Annotated in this window: 16 protein-coding genes; 5 read left to right on the top strand and 11 right to left on the bottom strand. The window is 62.6% G+C overall.

Annotation, left to right across the window (positions count from 1 at the left end; translation table 11 throughout):
• Positions 1-36 precede the first annotated feature (36 nt).
• Both CSQ93_RS17115 and CSQ93_RS17110 read right to left on the bottom strand, forming a co-directional pair.
• Entirely contained in the window at positions 37-426 is a 390-nt protein-coding gene (locus tag CSQ93_RS17115) for a GNAT family N-acetyltransferase (protein ID WP_199534441.1), read from the bottom strand.
• 114 nt (positions 427-540) lie between these two features.
• Positions 541-1,113: a hypothetical protein gene (locus tag CSQ93_RS17110; RefSeq protein ID WP_199534440.1), complete on the bottom strand. Its 573-nt coding sequence runs from the start codon at positions 1,111-1,113 to the stop codon at positions 541-543.
• A 123-nt stretch (positions 1,114-1,236) separates the two neighbouring features.
• On the opposite strand from CSQ93_RS17110, the gene CSQ93_RS17105 reads away from it, so the two are divergent.
• The 3 genes from CSQ93_RS17105 (at position 1,237) to CSQ93_RS17095 (ending at position 5,991) form a co-directional block, all read left to right on the top strand.
• Positions 1,237-3,441 (top strand): OsmC domain/YcaO domain-containing protein, encoded by a 2,205-nt coding sequence (locus CSQ93_RS17105; RefSeq protein ID WP_099379075.1) that lies wholly within the window; start codon positions 1,237-1,239, stop codon positions 3,439-3,441.
• Positions 3,442-3,762: 321 nt separating this feature from the next.
• Positions 3,763-4,671 carry a hypothetical protein gene (locus tag CSQ93_RS17100; RefSeq protein WP_099379074.1) on the top strand — a complete coding sequence of 303 codons (909 nt, stop codon included), beginning with the start codon at positions 3,763-3,765 and terminating at the stop codon, positions 4,669-4,671.
• A 69-nt stretch (positions 4,672-4,740) separates the two neighbouring features.
• The gene (locus CSQ93_RS17095; RefSeq protein WP_099379073.1) at positions 4,741-5,991 is read left to right on the top strand and encodes a hypothetical protein; all 1,251 of its coding nucleotides are present in this window, start codon (positions 4,741-4,743) and stop codon (positions 5,989-5,991) included.
• A 32-nt stretch (positions 5,992-6,023) separates the two neighbouring features.
• Here CSQ93_RS17095 and coaD read toward each other — a convergent pair whose 3' ends face one another.
• From coaD to CSQ93_RS17070, 5 genes are all read right to left on the bottom strand, one after another.
• Positions 6,024-7,172: a pantetheine-phosphate adenylyltransferase gene (coaD, locus tag CSQ93_RS17090; protein ID WP_099379072.1), complete on the bottom strand. Its 1,149-nt coding sequence runs from the start codon at positions 7,170-7,172 to the stop codon at positions 6,024-6,026.
• A 94-nt stretch (positions 7,173-7,266) separates the two neighbouring features.
• Positions 7,267-8,601, bottom strand: a complete 1,335-nt coding sequence (locus tag CSQ93_RS17085) for an ATP-binding protein (RefSeq protein ID WP_099379071.1) — start codon at positions 8,599-8,601, stop codon at positions 7,267-7,269.
• Positions 8,602-8,603: 2 nt separating this feature from the next.
• Positions 8,604-9,263: a response regulator gene (locus tag CSQ93_RS17080; RefSeq protein ID WP_010400558.1), complete on the bottom strand. Its 660-nt coding sequence runs from the start codon at positions 9,261-9,263 to the stop codon at positions 8,604-8,606.
• 31 nt (positions 9,264-9,294) lie between these two features.
• Positions 9,295-10,809 (bottom strand): Do family serine endopeptidase, encoded by a 1,515-nt coding sequence (locus CSQ93_RS17075; protein WP_099379070.1) that lies wholly within the window; start codon positions 10,807-10,809, stop codon positions 9,295-9,297.
• A 268-nt stretch (positions 10,810-11,077) separates the two neighbouring features.
• Positions 11,078-11,536, bottom strand: a complete 459-nt coding sequence (locus tag CSQ93_RS17070; RefSeq protein WP_035821223.1) for an Hsp20 family protein — start codon at positions 11,534-11,536, stop codon at positions 11,078-11,080.
• 222 nt (positions 11,537-11,758) lie between these two features.
• Between CSQ93_RS17070 and CSQ93_RS17065 the strand changes: the two genes are divergently transcribed.
• Positions 11,759-12,109 (top strand): hypothetical protein, encoded by a 351-nt coding sequence (locus tag CSQ93_RS17065; RefSeq protein ID WP_099379164.1) that lies wholly within the window; start codon positions 11,759-11,761, stop codon positions 12,107-12,109.
• 76 nt (positions 12,110-12,185) lie between these two features.
• Here the strand turns inward: CSQ93_RS17065 and CSQ93_RS17060 are convergent, their stop codons facing one another.
• The 4 genes from CSQ93_RS17060 to imuA form a co-directional block, all read right to left on the bottom strand.
• Positions 12,186-12,944 carry an alpha/beta hydrolase family protein gene (locus CSQ93_RS17060; RefSeq protein WP_099379069.1) on the bottom strand — a complete coding sequence of 253 codons (759 nt, stop codon included), beginning with the start codon at positions 12,942-12,944 and terminating at the stop codon, positions 12,186-12,188.
• 69 nt (positions 12,945-13,013) lie between these two features.
• Positions 13,014-13,718 (bottom strand): glutathione S-transferase N-terminal domain-containing protein, encoded by a 705-nt coding sequence (locus CSQ93_RS17055; protein WP_099379068.1) that lies wholly within the window; start codon positions 13,716-13,718, stop codon positions 13,014-13,016.
• Positions 13,719-13,797: 79 nt separating this feature from the next.
• A complete protein-coding gene (locus CSQ93_RS17050; protein ID WP_099379067.1) occupies positions 13,798-15,285 on the bottom strand; it encodes a Y-family DNA polymerase in 1,488 nt (495 codons plus the stop codon).
• A complete protein-coding gene (gene imuA / locus CSQ93_RS17045) occupies positions 15,215-15,925 on the bottom strand; it encodes a translesion DNA synthesis-associated protein ImuA (RefSeq protein ID WP_099379066.1) in 711 nt (236 codons plus the stop codon). Before imuA ends, CSQ93_RS17050 begins: the two co-directional genes overlap by 71 nt.
• A 206-nt stretch (positions 15,926-16,131) precedes the next feature.
• Here imuA and CSQ93_RS17040 point away from each other — a divergent pair, with 206 nt between their 5' ends.
• Positions 16,132-17,397 carry a putative Na+/H+ antiporter gene (locus CSQ93_RS17040; protein WP_099379065.1) on the top strand — a complete coding sequence of 422 codons (1,266 nt, stop codon included), beginning with the start codon at positions 16,132-16,134 and terminating at the stop codon, positions 17,395-17,397.
• Positions 17,398-17,425 lie beyond the last annotated feature (28 nt).

Genomic DNA, 17,425 nt, shown 5'->3' with positions numbered 1-17,425 from the left:
ATGGACAGCCGCTGTTGTTATATCGGCATACGCAATTCAATGCTCATCGCCCGCATAGATCCACATCGGTTCTGTTTTCCCTGCCCGCACGAAGCCCACAGATTCATAGAACGCGATGGCCTTGCCGTCCGCTGTCAGCATTTGCTGGTGAAACCCCGAATATTTTTCCAGCATTGCCGCCATCATCCTTCTGCCGACGCCCTGGCCTTGCGCCATGGGATCGACGAGCATATGCGGGAAGTAGACCACCAGATAGCCATCGGAAATGGCATTGCCGATGCCAATCAATTTGCCATCTGCGCGGGCCGTCACCAGGCTGTGGGAATTGCGCAATGCGGCCATCAGCTCCTTGGGCTTTTCTGCGGATGACCAGTGATTGGCCTTGTAGATGGCTATCACTTCTTGCTCGGTAATCACATCATTCATGGAAATTTGCATCGGCACGGCCTTCTTTATGGATGGCGCTGACCTTCGCAATGGGAAGGTCCAAGCGTTTCGACAACATCAACATCTATTGTATCGATCCACGTCCCACCAGTTTCATAACTCATACACTCCCATGCTCCAGTAGCGGCTGCCTTGCCTGTTGCGGGCAAGCCACCCCAATGCCTGCAGCTCTTTGCCGATCAAACGATTCATGATGCCATGTCCGACCAGCAGCACAGGCCCATTGGCGGCAAGCGCGACAAGCCGCTCTGCGGCAGCCCTGGCGCGCCGCCGGGTTATCGCTAGCGAGTCCGCACCGCGCGCATAACCGAACAACCAGAGCAGGCGAAAAATCACTGCCCAGACTTGAGACGGCAACCAGGGCGCTTTCCAGAGGGCAAAGGGAAGCCCGGCCTCAATAAAAATCGCCTCTTGCATGAACGGCAATTCGCCCAATGCCCTGGCCGAGGAGCATGCCCTGGGTGCCGTGCTTGCCACGATGGTTGACGCGGAAAGCGCTGCCAAAGGGCATTCCGCAGGGATGTCATTGTCTTCAATGACGGATTGATTGTAGCGATCAATCCACTGTCCCATTTGCATGGGCGCTATCCAGCGCCCCTTGGCGAGTCGGGGCTCGCCGTGACGCATCAGTGTTATTCGCATGTTCAGTTGAATCGCCTCGCCCATTTATCAGCCTGCCTCATTGCCCCGGCCGCTTCCAGCCAGCACGGCCGCGGTGAACAATCTTTGCCCTGCGGCAGAAAGAACGGATAATAGCGGCTAACTTACTTATGCACATATTGGATTACCATGGAAATTAAAGTCAACTTTCTCGACAAGCTGCGTCTCGAAGCCAAGTTCGACGATTTTACGGTCATCGCCGACCAGCCTATCCGCTACAAGGGCGATGGTTCGGCCCCCGGCCCGTTCGATTACTTTTTGGCATCGTCGGCCCTGTGCGCGGCCTACTTCGTGAAGTTGTATTGCGATACGCGCAATATTTCCACGGAAAATATCCGTTTATCGCAAAACAATATTGTCGATCCTGAAAACCGCTATCAGCAGATTTTCAAGATCCAGGTCGAGTTGCCGGCCGATATCTCGGCCAAGGACCGCCAGGGCATCCTGCGCTCGATCGACCGTTGCACGGTGAAAAAAGTGGTGCAAGCGGGGCCCGAGTTCGTCATTGAAGAAGTCGCGAATCTGGATGCCGATGCACAATCCTTGCTGATGCTCAATCCGGCCGGCGAAGCCAGCACCTATATTGTGGGCAAGGACTTGCCGCTGGAACAGACCATCGCCAATATGTCTGGCCTGCTGGCGGGCCTCGGCATCAAGATTGAAATCGCCTCGTGGCGCAACATCATTCCGAATGTATGGTCGCTGCATATCCGCGACGCGCATTCGCCCATGTGTTTCACCAACGGCAAGGGCGCGACCAAGGAAAGCGCGCTGGCGTCGGCCCTGGGCGAGTATATCGAGCGCCTCAGCAACAACCATTTCTACGCCGGATCTTTCTGGGGTAACGACATCGCCAACGCGGCATTTGTCCATTACCCGAACGAGCGCTGGTTCAAGCCGGGCCGCAAGGATGCGCTGCCGAAAGAGATTCTCGACGCCTACTGCCTCGACATCTACAACCCCGATGGCGAGCTGCGCGGCTCGCACCTGATCGACACCAACTCCGGCAATGCCGAGCGCGGCATCTGCTCGCTGCCGTATGTGCGCCACTCCGATGGCGAGGTCGTGTATTTCCCGTCGAACCTGATTGAAAACCTGTACGTCAGCAATGGCATGAGCGCCGGCAATACCCTGGTTGAAGCGCAAGTGCAATGTCTGTCGGAAATTTTCGAGCGGGCCGTCAAGCGCGAAATCCTCGAAGGCGAAATCGCCCTGCCCGACGTGCCGCAGGACGTGCTGGCGAAGTATCCGGGCATCCTGGCCGGCATCGTCGGCCTGGAAGAACAGGGTTTCCCCGTGCTGGTGAAAGATGCGTCGCTGGGCGGCGTGTACCCGGTGATGTGCGTCACCCTGATGAACCCGCGCACAGGCGGCGTGTTTGCCTCGTTCGGCGCACACCCGAGCCTGGAAGTGGCGCTCGAGCGTAGCCTGACGGAATTGCTGCAGGGCCGCAGTTTTGAAGGCTTGAACGACTTGCCGCAGCCGACGTTTGCCAGCGAAGCCGTCACCGAGCCGAATAACTTCGTCGAACACTTCATCGATTCGAGCGGCATCGTCTCGTGGCGCTTCTTCAGCGCGAAAGCGGATTACGATTTTGTCGAGTGGGATTTTTCCGGCCACGGCGAGAACTCGAATGCCGAGGAAGCGGCGACCCTGTTCGGCATCCTCGCCGACATGGGCAAGGAAGTGTACACGGCCGAATATGACCAGCTGGGCGCCACCGCCTGCCGCATCCTCGTGCCCGGTTATTCCGAGGTATATCCGGTCGAAGATCTGATCTGGGACAACACCAACAAGGCGCTGCTGTTCCGCGCCGACATCCTGAACTTGCACGGCCTGGACGATGCCAGCCTGGAAGACCTGCTCGAACGCCTGGAAAACAGCGAGCTCGACGAGTACGGCGACATCGCCACCCTGATCGGCATCGAGTTTGACGAAAATACCGTGTGGGGCCAGCTGACGACCCTGGAATTGAAGCTGCTGATCCATCTCGCCTTGCAGCAATTCGAAGAGGCGAAAGAGCTGGTGGAAACCTTCCTGCAGTACAACGACAACACGCTCGAGCGCAAACTGTTCTATCAAGCCTTGAACGTGGTGCTGGAAGTGGAACTCGATGACGAGCTGGAGCTGGACGATTACGTCGTCAATTTCCGCCGCATGTTTGGCAACGAACGGATGGACGCGGTGCTGGGCTCGGTGGACGGCAGCGTGCGCTTCTTCGGCCTGACCCCGACCAGCATGCAACTGGAAGGCCTCGACAGGCACCAGCGCCTGATCGACAGCTTCAAGAAACTGCACGCGGCGCGCGCCAAGGCGGCGGCCACAAGCAGCTAAACTGAGCAGGCACAAGCGCTGAACCTGTTCGGCGCCCCCAATTGCATCAGCCATGGGAAATTATTCTAGGGCAACGACTGGCTGGACGATGCGCTGGCGCATGCGGCGGTCGCACGGTCACTGTCAATGTGAAACCTGACGCTGTTTTCAGGAACGACGTGCGCAAGAAGCAGCCTCAGCAACACACCTGCGCACGCGTTTCTACACCTTCCCCGCATGAAAATAGCACCATGACAAAAAAATAATTAACTTGTAGTTGCTTGGGATTGCACGTACATTTCCCTTCGGTAATTGCATGTATCCCATGCAAGGAGGAGCGAAATGAAAGCATTTCCTGCGCTGCCATTATTGGCGCTGCTATTGAGTGGATGCGGCTTTGCACCGCCCAATGCCTATCCGATCTTTCGCATGCCCAGCAACGCGGAAAGCAATGCGCTGACCGAGAGCGTGCAGAGCAATACCTTGTTTGGCGCTCCCGCCACGCTGGCAGAGAGCAAGATATTATTGCTCAAACAAAGATTCTGGTATTTGAAGCTGGCCGAGGATAGCCAGCGCGCCATCTACAACCAGAGCGACTGGGCTTTGACGGGCGGCGCCATCGGAACCGCGGGCGGCCTGCTCAAATCGCTGCCGACAGCGGCACTGGGCGCCGTCATCGGCGGTGGCGCCGGCCTGGTCGCTTCGCGCTACTCACTGGACCAGCAATCGACGCTCTACGCCAAGGCGGCCGACAAGGTGGCCTGCCTGAGCGTCGTCCTGTCGAACTATGAGCAGCGCAAGCGTCCTGTCGCAAGCGTGATCGCCTGGCCCGACAGCATCGAACAACAAACCACTTCTTCGCTCAATGTCGCCTGGCTCTCGGTGCTGGCAGAACTGCGTGCATCGCTGCAAGTGCTCAAGCCGCAAGAAGTAAGCATCAAGCAAGTCATCGACCTGCGCGACCGCTATGCCAGCAACAACATTTTAGTCAACAGTACAGGAAATACTCTCTCGGCCGCCCTGCTCCAGCAGGAACAGGCGCTTCAGCTCCTGCAGAAACAGTCGCGTCAGATACAGGCCAGAGAAATCAAAGAGCCGAGCAAGGCAGCCCAGCTTGCCGCGCTGGCTGCGGCGAACGAGAGGAGTGAAGCCGTTCGCATCGCTCAATTGGCCCAAATTACGGCTTTGGGCGAGCTTGCCCTGGACGAAATCGACTCCTGCGTCCTGATCGGCAAACCCAAGGCGGAATAATCACTTGCTGCGAACTTTCACCCGATTGCGATGACCAACCCAGATTGCGATGAGAAACGGAGCATACCCATGGATAAGCAACTGATCGACCAGATCATCGCAGCGGCCAATAGCGATGCACGGCTGCACGCAGCCCAGCAGCGCGCGGCCGTGGCGCTTGATCTGGACGATGCGCAACCGCCATTGCTCAATGGCTGCGCGGCAACATTGAGCGCACTGCTGATCTCCGTCGGCGTGGATATTCCCCTCACCTTGGGCGCAGGGCACCTGGCGCAACGCCTTGGCGGCAGCGGCGGCCAATCGCGCCGCTGGCAGCGCATCGGCGTAGGCGAGCAGCAGGCCGGCGACGTCGGCGTCACGTATGACCTCAAGAGTCCGCCTGGCGCCGACCACATCTACCTCGTGGCGGAACGCCTCGACGCCGATGCCATGCGCATCGCCGACAACCAGCAGGCGCAGACCCATATACGCCATGCCTCAGGCAATGGCAAAACGCCCACCGAGTATTTCCTGCGGCCCAGCGGTCCGGACATCGCCGCCGTCCCGCTGACGGTATCGGCCTTGCCGCTGCCAGCGCATTTGCCCGCCCAAGTACCGGCCCAGCTGCAGGAAACCATACTGGAAATTGCCGCCCATTCCGAACTGGCGCGTTACGACTGGCCCGGCCGCGGCGTCGCGCCGGCAGGCTACATCAAGGGCATGGCCCTGGCATTTGCCAAGGCGTACCACAACTGGCTAGAAAACGATGCCACTACCGTGAGAATGGCCGCAGCCACGCATGGCAACGACGACAATGATGCGCTGGACTGGTATGCCGGGCAATTCGCGGCCTTGGGCATGCAGAATGACAAGGATGGCGCCGATACGCTGCGGCATCTGTATGTCCTCCTGACGGGCCTGGGCATGCGCGAAAGTTCGGGCCGCTATTGCGAAGGCCGCGACAAGGATGCCCACAATACGGCGGCAAACACGGCGGAGGCGGGACTGTTCCAATCCAGCTATAACCTGATCGGAAAATCTGCCCTGATGCAGCAGATATTCACCTCGTATGCGGGTTCCACGGAACTGCTATCGGTCTTCCAGGAAGGCGTGCATTGCAAGCCCGCCGATCTGGAAAATCATGGTTCGGAAAAGAATGGCCTGGCATTCCAGCAACTATCGAAGTCCTGCCCCGCCTTCGCCGTCGAACTGGCAGCCCTGGGGCTGCGGCTCAGGCGCCGCTTATGGGGACCCATCAACGGCAAGACGGCGGAACTGCGCTTCGAGTGCGACTGGATGCTGCTGCAGGTACAGCATGCGGTGAAGCAATCCATGCAATAGAGGCGGGCAGCGGCCACCACGCGCGCATCGGCTCAGGTGCCGGCCAGCGCCGCGATCTCTTTCTGCATGTTGGCTATCGCCCGCTCGTTATATTGGTCGGCGAAATACGCATCGCCAAACAGCTGGCCCGCCTGCGCCTTGCTGCACAGGTGCTGCAGGGCCAGGCCCCGCTGCTCGTTGAAGCGCACGGGGTCGACGTGCGCGTATTCGCGGACGATGGCTTGCGTGTAGGCTAGATACACCTCTTCATCCTGCCCCAGGATGGCCAGATCGGCGCTGAGCATGGCGTCTTTCAGCGCGTGGCTGATGCCCGGCCCCTGGAAATGGTCGGTGGCGCGTATCAATTGCGCCACATCAAGGTTATCGCCCGCATCAAGGCCGCTGGCCAGCCACAGCTGGGCACTCGCCTCTTCGCTGGAATACAGGGCATCGTCGTCGTGGCTGTAGACGGCGTCGTGGAACCAGAACGCCTTCTTGACCAGCGCGCTGTCACGCTTGGGCGCAAAGGTATTGTCGGCCCACACGCGGATCTCGGACAGGCCGTGCACCAGGTGGTCGAGGTTGTGATAGTGGCGGTCCGCTCCGCCATACGCCTGCGGCCCCGTCAGGTGGGCGAACCAGTGATCCGCCAGCGCGATGTCGTCTGGCGAGGCGGTGGCGTAGTTCCACAGCGCTTCCCACTCCTTGCGCAGGCAGTCGAGTATCCACGCCTGGTAGGCGGGACCGGGGACGAATTTCTTCATGGTCCAGTTCCAGCCCACGGGCCCTTCCAGCGCCTTGACGAAGCTGGAGCTGACGGAACCGAGGTCGCGCGGCGGCATGACGAAGATCGTCTTGGCGCCCTGCAGCACGTCCACATTCGTTTGCTGGATCAGGTTTTCATAGTCGAAATCGGCCGTCGTGCGGATGCCGCGGATCAGGTAGTCGCAGCCATGCTTTTTCGCCGCGCGGGCCGTGTAATCGCCCTTGACGATGACCACCTGCACATTGTCCCAGCCGCACTCGCGCGCGCTCTGTTCGATGATGCGCTTGCGGTCTTCGGCGGGAAATTGCGGCTTCTTGGCGGGATTTTGCGACAGGAACACGATCACCTCGTCGGCGAGCGAACGCGCCTCGCCGATCACCCACATGTGGCCGTTGGTGATGGGATCGAGGGTTCCTGAAAAGCCGATCTTCTGCATGCTGCGCTCCGTTTGCTTGATTGCTTATTGCGCAGACAATATATGCCAGCGGCGCGCGCGTCAATGCAACAGGCCAAAGATCATGATCAAAACGTCATTTTTTCACGGCTTGCGGGAACTCCACGCGCACGCACAGGCCGCCCAGGCGCTCGGATTTGTCCAGCACCAGGCGCGCGCCATGGCGCTCGGCGATGGCCTTGATGATGGCCAGCCCCAGGCCGCTGCCGTTGGCGTCCGTGCCGGGCACGCGGTAGAAGCGGCTGAAGACGCGCTCGCGCTCCTCGGGCGGGATGCCAGGGCCGCTGTCTTCCACCGACAAGGTCACGCCGACGGGGCTGGCGCGCAGGTCGATATCGACCGTGCCGCCCTGCGGCGTGTACTTGATGGCGTTGTCGACCAGGTTGCGCAGCATGATGTTGAGCGCATCGGCCTGCCCCGCCACCTTGGCCGGGTCCATGTGATGCAGGCCAAGGTCGATCTTGCGCGCCTGCGCGATGCCGGCCATGTCGCCCAGCGCCCGCTTGACGACATCGTTCAAGTCCACCGCCTGCAGCTGGTCGCCGCTGGCGGCACTGGCTTCCTGGCGCGCCAGCACCAGCAGCTGCTCGACCAGGCGCGTGGCCCGCTCGATGCCGGCGCTGACGCGGGAAATCGCCAGGCTGCGTTTTTCTTCCGATTCGGCCCGTTCCAGGCTCAATACCTGCAGTTTCAGGGCAGCCAGCGGCGTGCGCAATTCATGCGCGGCGTCGGCAACAAAGTGCTGCTGCGCGTCGAATGCCGTTTTCACGCGCCCGAACAGCAAATTCAATTCATGCACCAGGGGGCGCACTTCGTCAGGCAAGCCCGCTTCCGAGACGGGCGACAGGTCGTCCGCCTGACGCGCCGCCACCTGCTTGCGCACGCGCGAGACGGGCGCCAGCGAACCGCTGACGACCCACCAGACGACCAGCATCAGGATAGGCGCCATCAGCGCGATGGGACCGACCGTGCGCAGCGCCAGGCTGCCGGCCATGCGCTTGCGCACGGCCATGTCCTGGGCGATCTGCACGGTCTGGGAACTGGTTTGCACGGAAAAGATGCGGTAAGTCGTGCCGTTGGCTTTCACGTTGGAAAAGCCCAGCACGGCGCGCTGCGGCAGTTCCGCGCGCGTGATCGAACGGAACACCTGCACGCCGTCCGGCGTCCACACCTGCACCACCATATCGTTGTTGACGGGGTCGGCCGGCAAGGCTTGCGCATGGTTGGCCAGCGGCGCGCCGGAGCGCAGCGACAGGGCCATCTGCTGCATGTGGTAATCAAAAATCTGGTCGGCGTCGTACAGGGCGCTGCGGTAGGCGATCGACGCTTGCGCCAGCGCCGCCATGATGATGGCCGCCAGCAAAAACCACAGCAGGCGGCCGCGCAGCGAATGCGTCACCGTGACCTTCATCCTCATGCCTTGGGCACCATATAGCCAAGGCCGCGCACGTTCTGGATCAAGTCGCTGCCCAGCTTCTTGCGCAAGCCATGGATATACACTTCCACGGCATTGCTGTTGACTTCATCCTTCCAGCTGTACAGCTTTTCTTCCAGCTGCGCGCGCGACAGCACGATGCCGGGACGGGCGATCAGCGCTTCCAGCACGGCCCATTCGCGCGCCGACAGGTTGACGGGGTGGCCCTCGGCGATCACTTCGCGCGTCAGCGGATTGATACTCACGCCCTGGTGCTCGAAGATCGGTTCCGGCCGCCCCGAGGCGCGCCGCAGCAGGGCACGTATGCGTGCCAGCAATTCGTCGAGGTCATACGGTTTCAGCACGTAATCGTCGGCGCCCGCGTCGAGGCCGGCGATGCGCTGCTCGACGGCGTCGCGCGCCGTGGCCACCAGCACGGGCGTGTCCAGCTTGCGCAAACGCATCGAGCGCAGCACGTCGAGGCCATCCTTGCGCGGCAAGCCCAGGTCCAGCAGCACCAGGTCATAGGTCTGCGTCTGCAGGGCCGTGTCGGCCATGTCGCCATCCTTGACCCAGTCCACCGCGTAATGCTCGGCGCGCAGCAAGTCGAGCACCACCTCGCCGATCATCGTGTCGTCTTCTACCAGCAATAAGCGCATGGTTTGCCTCTCTATCTCGTTACTCGTGTGTTCAACCCAGGCGTACTGGAATGAATATCTTGTCGGGGCCGCGCTGGATCAGCAAGGCGACCGACTTGGCGGATTTTTCCACCACATCGCGCACCTGCTCGACCGTGTTGACGGGACGGCCATTGACCGACAATAGCACGTCGCCCGGCTGCACTCCGGCATTCGCCGCAGCACCGCCCGCGTCTTCCACCAGCAGGCCGGCGCTGATGCCCGCCTCGCGTTTTTCATCCGATTGTAACGGACGCAGGGCCAGGCCCAGCTTTACCTTGCCGGCGGCGCTGTCGCTCTTCGCCACTTCGGCCACCTTGTCGGCCGCATTGCCCAGGGTCGCCGTCAGGCTGACGATCTTGCCGTCACGCCAGACATCCATGCTGATCTTGTCGCCTGGCAAGGACGTGCCCACCAGCGCCGGCAAGTCCGCCGAGCCGATGATGCGCTGGCCATTGACCTTGCGCACCACGTCGCCCGACTTCAGGCCCGCCTTGTCAGCCGGGCTGCCCCGCTCCACATTGGCCACCAGCGCGCCTTCCGGCGTGGCCAGCTTGAACGAGTCGGCAAAGCCCTGGTTGACTTCCTGCACCGTCACGCCCAGCTTGGCATGGCTGGCCTTGCCCGTGGCGACGATCTGGTCCTTGATGCGGCCGGCCAGGTCAATGGGGATGGCGAACGACAAGCCCTGGAAGCCGCCCGTCTGGCTGTAGATCTGCGAATTGATGCCGACCACTTCGCCGCGCGTGTTGAACAGCGGGCCGCCCGAATTGCCGGGGTTCACCGCCACGTCCGTCTGGATGAAGGGCACATTGCTGTCGTCCGGCAAGGAGCGACCCTTGGCGCTGACCACGCCGGCCGTCACCGTGCTGTCGAAGCCATAAGGAGAGCCGATGGCCAGCACCCACTCGCCCACTTTCAGGTCGCTCGAATGGCCGAGCGGCACGATGGGCAGGTTGTTGGCGTCGATTTTCAATACGGCAATATCGGTCTTCGGATCCGTGCCCAGCACCTTGGCGCGGAATTCGCGGCGGTCGTTGAGCTTGACGGTCACTTCGCGCGCATCGCGCACCACGTGGGCATTCGTCATGATGATGCCGTCCGGGCTGACGATGAAGCCGGAACCAAGGCCATGCGTCGGTACGTCGCGGCCACCGCGCTGTCCGCCTTGCGGTCCCTGGAAGCGGCGGAAAAATTCGAGGAACGGGTCGTTGCCGAAGTCGTCATTGCCGGCCTGGGCCGAGGGGTCATAGGCCACCTTGGTGCTGCCCGTGACGCTGATATTCACCACGGCGGGGCTGTTGCGCGCGGCGATCTGGCTAAAGTCGGGCAAGGCCACCAGCGGCGAGGCCGCGGCAGGCGCGACAGCGGCGGCCACGGGTGCTGCGGCGGCGGCCGCTGCGGCATTCGCGCCGGCATTGTTCTGATGCACCACCATGGCGCCGCCGGCGCCCAGCACACCGATCGCGGCCAGCGCGGCTACGGTGCGTTTGATTTTCAGGGATGCGGTATTCGTTTGCTGTTCCATGAATTGCTCCTCATTCAATGAGATTTTGATGTATGCAATAGTGGGCCACGAGTCTTAGGCGGTGCTTAACATTTTTCCATTTGGAAACAAGCATTTGCGCCTTTAAGCAGGGTTTAATCTTGCCTGCCGCACGCAGGTTGCATGGCGATCAAGGAGTACCCGAGCGGGCTCCGGACGTGACACTGGCCGGATCAACCGGCCAGTATTTTACTGCATGGAAAGAGCCTACCTGGGCGCCCGAGGGGCGCCGGGATCAGCTCGGCTCAGATCAGGCTGCCTGGCGCTGTTCCAGTACGCTGACGGTATCGCCGCCGCTGCCGATCTCGATCTTGCGCGGTTTCAGAGCTTCCGGCACTTCACGCACGAGGTCGATGGTCAGCATGCCGTTTTCAAACGTGGCGCCCGTGACCTTCACGTGGTTGGCCAGCTGGAAACGCTGTTCGAAATCGCGGGCAGCGATGCCGCGGTGCAAGAACGTGCGCTCGACGCCATCTTTCTGCTTGCGGCCCGTGACGTGCAGGGAGTCGCGTTCCGTGATGATGTCGATCTCTTCGCGCGAGAAGCCGGCCAAGGCCATCACGATGCGGTACTTGTCTTCCGACACCAGTTCGATGTTGTATGGGGGGTAGCTCGGTTGTGCATCGGCGCGCTGTTCGTTGAGCAGCTGTGCCAGGCGGTCAAAGCCAATGGCGGAACGATACAGGGGAGCAAGGTCAAAAGTACGCATGATAACTATCCTTTTCAAATGAAGCGATAAGAGGGGCGGACCTCACCGTGAGCATCCGCCTGTTACCGATATACGGCCTGTCAACGCCCTTTCAAGGCCTTGAAATTGGCGAAAAGCGCCCCAGACGGCGAAGAATTTGTAAGAAATTTTTACATGGCCCATCCAGGGGGATTTTGCATGGCGTCCCCCATGCGGTGCCGGCTTTTGGTGTATGCTGGCGGCATGAATAATGACACCGACATCCAGCTCAGCGGCCCCTTCAAGGCCACCGACGGCTCCGGCCGTGCCCACGACATCAAGGCCATCCGCATCTTCGACGAAGGCTACGGCATCATCGACGTCTACGTCGATTTCGCCGCCCCGCTCGAAGCGGGCGCCTACAAGGACAAGACCCTGGTCGGCCACATCCTGACCCGCCTGCGCAGCCTCGGCTACGTGGGCCCCGACTTCGGCCATGGCGACCTTGGCCTGCAAGACAAGAAACTGATCGTCCTGGAAGCGCCCGAGGAATTTTCCGCCTTTGCAATCAGTAAAGGCTGGAAGGATCTTTCGGCAGAATTCGACGAGGACTAAGCCGTTTTCTCCCCATCTGCGCCGTACCCGCATCTTGCCGGTACGGCGTTTTTCATGGGCGACCGCTTAGTTCAGCTTAGTTGATATAGCGCGCGCTCCAGGCGGCAATCACATTGGCGACATAGGCGGCGTCATCGCGCCCCGTCAATAAATGGTCGGCATCGTCGAGCGAAACGAAGCTTTTCGGGTGCTTGGCTGCCGTAAAGATCTCCATCGCGTTCGACAGGCTCACCGTCGTGTCGTTCGGTGCGTGCATCACCAGCAGGGCGCGGCGCAGGCCGGCGATGTGCTCTTTTAAACTGTGGCTGCCCGCGTCGTCGACGAATTGCTGGCGGATGCGGAAGGGCCGCCCTTCCAGCTGCACCAGCGCCTCGCCTTCCGCGGCGATCTGCTCCAGGTGCGCGCTGAACATGCGCGTCACGTAGGCGGGCGTGCTCGGGGCGGCCAGGGTGGCAATGGCGATCGCTTCCGGCACTTGCGACGCGGCAGCCAGCACGGCGGCGCCGCCCAGGCTATGGCCGATCAGCAATTGCGGGGCCGCATGTTTTGCACGCAGGAAATCGGCGGCGGCGACCAGGTCGTCCACATTCGACGAGAAATTGGTGGCGGCGAACTCGCCCTCGCTGGCGCCCAGTCCCGTGAAGTCGAAGCGCAGCACGGCGATGCCGTGCTCCGTCAAGCCTTGCGCGATGCGCCGCGCGGCCAGCACGTCCTTGCCGCAGGTAAAACAGTGGGCGAACAGCGCGTAGGCGCGGATGGCGCCGTCGGGCGCATCGAGGCGCGCTGCCAGCACATGGCCGTGCGCGCCGGGAAAATCTTGCCGGGTGGATTTCATTGTCTCAGATCAAAGCTGCCGCACAGGGCGGCCGATGACGCATTGTAGCGCCGGCCGGCCACAGCTGTTTTAGCCACGCGATGGGATGTCGACACCCTTGATGACGGCTGGCCTGGCCAGAAACGCGTCCAGCGCGCGCTGCACATTCGGGAAGCTGCTGAAACCGACGAGATCGCCTGCGCCATAGAAACCCACCAGGCAGCGCACCCACGGGAAGATGGCGATGTCGGCAATCGTGTACTGACTACCCATGATCCAGTCGCGGCCCTGCAGGCGCTGCTCGAGCACGCTCAGCAGGCGCTTGGCCTCGCCGATATAGCGTTCCAGCGGCCGCTTGTCCTCATAGTCCTTGCCGGCGAATTTGTGGAAGAAGCCCACCTGGCCAAACATGGGGCCGATACCACCCATCTGGAACATCAGCCATTGGATCGTTTCATAGCGCAAGCCCGCGTCCTGCGGGATGAACTTGCCCGTTTTCTCGGCCAGGTACAGCAGGATGGCGCCCGACTCGAACAGGGCCAGCGGCTTGCCATCGGGACCGTCCGGGTCGAGGATGGCGGGAATCTTGTTGTTCGGATTGAGCGACAGGAAGGCGGGCGACAGCTGGTCATTTTGTTCGAAGCTGACCAGGTGCGGCTCGTACGCCAGGCCCAGCTCTTCCAGCAGGATGGAAACCTTGATGCCGTTCGGCGTCGGCAGCGAGTACAGCTGCAGGCGTTCCGGATGCCGGGCAGGCCATTTTTGGGTGATGGGGAAGTCAGAAAGTTGGGACATGGTAATCCTTATTGAGGTGGTTGACGCGGCCAAGAGAGCAAGTATAGCCAAGCATGGCAGTTTCAGCAGGACAGCGCATTCAGCCAAACAAGCCATGCAAAAACCAGCGCGGCGCGGCGTCTTCTCCGCTGCCGGCGATGCGTTCGCGGTAGACCCAGTAATGGGCGTGGTCGAGGCCTTCGGCGATGAAATAATCGCGCGCCTGCGACTGGCCCCACCAGCCTGCCTCGATGCGCTCGGCGACAGACACCATTTTCAGGGGCGAGCCATAGAACGGCCGGTGCTCGCGCATCAGCAGGGCGATGGGCTGGGCCAGCAGCCAGCCGGGACGGGGCATGCCGGACAAGCCGGGCGGCAAGTCGGACACCGTGTTCCTGCCGCCTGGCTTGGCCGGCAACGGCAACCACTGGTTGGCCGCCTCGGGACGGTAATCGGCGCGCGGCGCGGCCTGCAAGACATTGTCGCTCCCCAGGCGCGCCACCAGCAATTCCAGCAAGCGCTGGCGCTCCTGCGGCGTACCGCCCGGTTCGGGGAACAGGGTATCGCTGGGCGGCGCCATCGGCTGCACCTGCAGCGCTTCCAGAGTAAGGCCGATCACGGGCGCGTCCAGCACCAGCTGCGCCAGGCGCTCCTTGAGCAAACGCACCAGGTGCTCGTCGCGCCAGACGGCCTCGCCCAGCGCCAGGTCGATGATGGTGGGCGGGCGCGCCACCCTGCCCCGCTCGTGCGCCAGCAGCAACTGTATGCGCTCGACGGCAAATTGCCGCGCGCACAACCAGCCCGTCATTTGCTGCAGCAGCCGGCGCGCGCCGAACAGCAGCGCGTCAGCGTGCTCCACGCGGTCGAACAATTCCAGGCTGGCGCGGAACGTGGGCGGCGCTTCGAGCCACACGAACAGTTCCGTGCTGTGGCCATGCGCATCGTCGAGCATGTCGAGCAAGGCCCCGCCGCAGCGGCGCTGCAAGCCAGGGCGCGGCAAGTGGCGCAGCTGCCCCAGGGTGCGGCAGCCGATGCCCTCGAACCAGTCCAGATAGGCGCGCGCGGGCGGCAGCAAGGCGCACGGCAGGCCGTCGAGACGGCGCACCAGGCTGGCCATGCCCAGCACGCGGCCCCGGCGCGTGCCGGCGCGCGCCAGCAGCCAGGCGCCGCGCGCCGTGGGGGCGCACGACAGCTGGGCCGTGTAGCCGAGCGCGCGCAAGCTGGCCGCGATCTGCCGGCACAGGGCGCGCACGCCACCAAACAGGCGCAGGCTGGCGCCCGCATCGACGAGCAGGGTCGCTTCCTCGCCCTGCGCCACCAGCGGCGAGTATTGCAGCAGCGCCAGCGCCACCGCCTGCAGCGCCTGCGCTTCCAGTTCAAGCGAGCGCTCGTGCAGGCGCGCCTGCGGCGCCAGCATCAGCGCGCCGGCGCGGCGCATGCCCGGCCGGATACCGGCCGCCCGCGCCAGCGGCGACAGGGCCATCACTTGCTCCTGCTCCAGCACCACGCCGAGGCTGTCAGCCGACCAGCGCGGGCAAAATACTTCGAGCGGAAGCCGGGGCAGGCACAGGCCGATCCAGAGTCGCATGGCGTGGCAATAATGAAGGAGGTTGCAGGGGCAGGAACAGGGGCGCGTCGCGCTGCGGTCCCCGGCGTTTGATGAAGCCGATCTCGATGCCGCCGGCGGCCGGGCGCACGGACAGGCGCAGCGGCGCCGGCGACGCATCCTGCGCGCCGTGCAAGGGGCGCAGCATGCAGAACAGGGTATTGCCTCCTTGCGCAGCCAGGTGCAGGCGGCGCAGGCTGTCGGCGCGCACGTGCGGCTGCCAGAACAGCAAGGCGCCGCAACTGCCGCTGCGCAAGATGTTTTCCGCCGCCCACAGGGCATCCTTGCTGCCGGCGCTCTTGAGCCACAGCAGCTGCGACGGCGCCAATCCCTGCGCCACCAGGGCCAGCGCCTGCGGCGGATGGGGCGGCTGCAGCAGCACGATGGGCAAGCCCGGCAGCTGCGCCAGCGCGGGCGCCAGCAGGCGCAATTCGCCACTGCCTGGCTGCTGCACCAGCAGATCGATGAGGCTGCCGCTGGGCCAGCCGCCGCCGGGCAACTGCGCGGACAGGGCGGCAAAGCCCGTGTCCAGGCAGCGCGTGGCGCCCTGCCCCAGCTGCGATGCGCGCCATAAGGACGGGTGCAAGGCTTCCGGCGAGGCCATCAATTGAGAATGTTGCATAATTGAATATGAAGATGAATACTGTATGCATATACAGTACTATCCAGTCCTGCTTTTGGCAAGGCTTATCTGCGCAGCGCCTGCCCGGAGGCCGCTCCGCCATGTCCGAAAAACCCCGTTTCTGGCATCGATTGCTGTACCATAAGCACTCTCCTTACCGCTCGGCAATGCACCGGGCGGCTTCCTCCGTCCATAAGGAAACGCATTTGACCACCATCCAAATCATCAGCGCCATCGTCTTCGGCCTTGCGCTCATCCACACCTTCGCCGCCAAGTCGTTTGAAACATTATCGAGGCGCCATCCCCGCCATGCGGGCCTGCTGCATTTACTGGGCGAAGTGGAAGTCGTGTTCGGCTTCTGGGCCTTTATCCTGATCATCATCATGGCCTTTGTCTCGGGCGGCGATGCGGCCATCGAGTATGCCGAGTCGCGCCATTACACGGAGCCGCTGTTCGTCTTTGTCGTCATGGTCGTGGCCGCCTCACGCCCCGTGCTCGACGCCGTACAGCGCCTGTTGAAAGGCGTGGCGCGCGTGATGCCGCTGCGCACGGAACTGGCCCTCGTCTGGCTGGGCCTGGCGCTCGTGCCCCTGACGGGTTCATTGATCACGGAACCGGCCGCCATGACCCTGGCCGCGCTGATGCTGGCGCCGCAAATCTTCCGCCCGGGCATCCCTGAATGGCTGAAATACGGCGCGTTGGGAGTGCTGTTTGTCAATGTTTCCATCGGCGGCACCCTCACCTCGTACGCAGCGCCGCCCGTGCTGATGGTGGCCACCACGTGGAACTGGGATAGCGCCTTCATGGCCAGCCATTTCGGCTGGAAGGCCGCCATCGCCGTGCTGATCAACGCCACGGGCGTGAGCATCTTGCTGCGCAAATATCTGCACAGCAACACTTCCGACATCAAGCCGAAAGCCGGTGAAGTGGAAGCGCCGAAAGTGCCGCTGGCCGTCAGCCTGGTGCACATGATCGTGCTGGCCGGCGTGGTCACCCTGGCGCACCATCCCGTGCTGTTCATCGGCCTGTTCCTGTTCTTCCTCGGCTTCGTGCAGGCGTATGAGCGCTATCAAAGCCCGCTGATCCTCAAGGAAGGCTTGCTGGTCGGCTTCTTCCTCGGCGGCCTGGTGGTACTGGGCGGCATGCAGCAATGGTGGCTGCAGCCCATCGTTTCCAGCCTGAAGCCGCTGGCCCTGTTCTTCGGCGCCCTGGGCTTGACGGCCATTACCGACAATGCGGCCCTCACTTACCTCGGTTCGCTGATCGTCGGCATGACGGACGAAGCAAAATACATGCTGATGGCTGGCGCCGTGGCCGGCGGCGGCCTGACCGTCATCGCCAACGCGCCGAACCCGGCCGGCGTGGCCCTGCTGCGCCGCGGTTTCAAGGATGAATCGATCGGCGCCGTCGGCCTGCTGGCCGGCGCGCTGCTGCCAACGGCCGTGGCGGGCCTGGCCTTCCTGGCGTTGTAAGCTGCATCGCGGGGCGGCTGCCGGCCGC

The organism is Janthinobacterium sp. BJB426 (assembly GCF_002735705.1).
Classification (GTDB): domain Bacteria; phylum Pseudomonadota; class Gammaproteobacteria; order Burkholderiales; family Burkholderiaceae_D; genus Janthinobacterium.
This window is presented reverse-complemented; position numbering and strand designations above follow the sequence as displayed.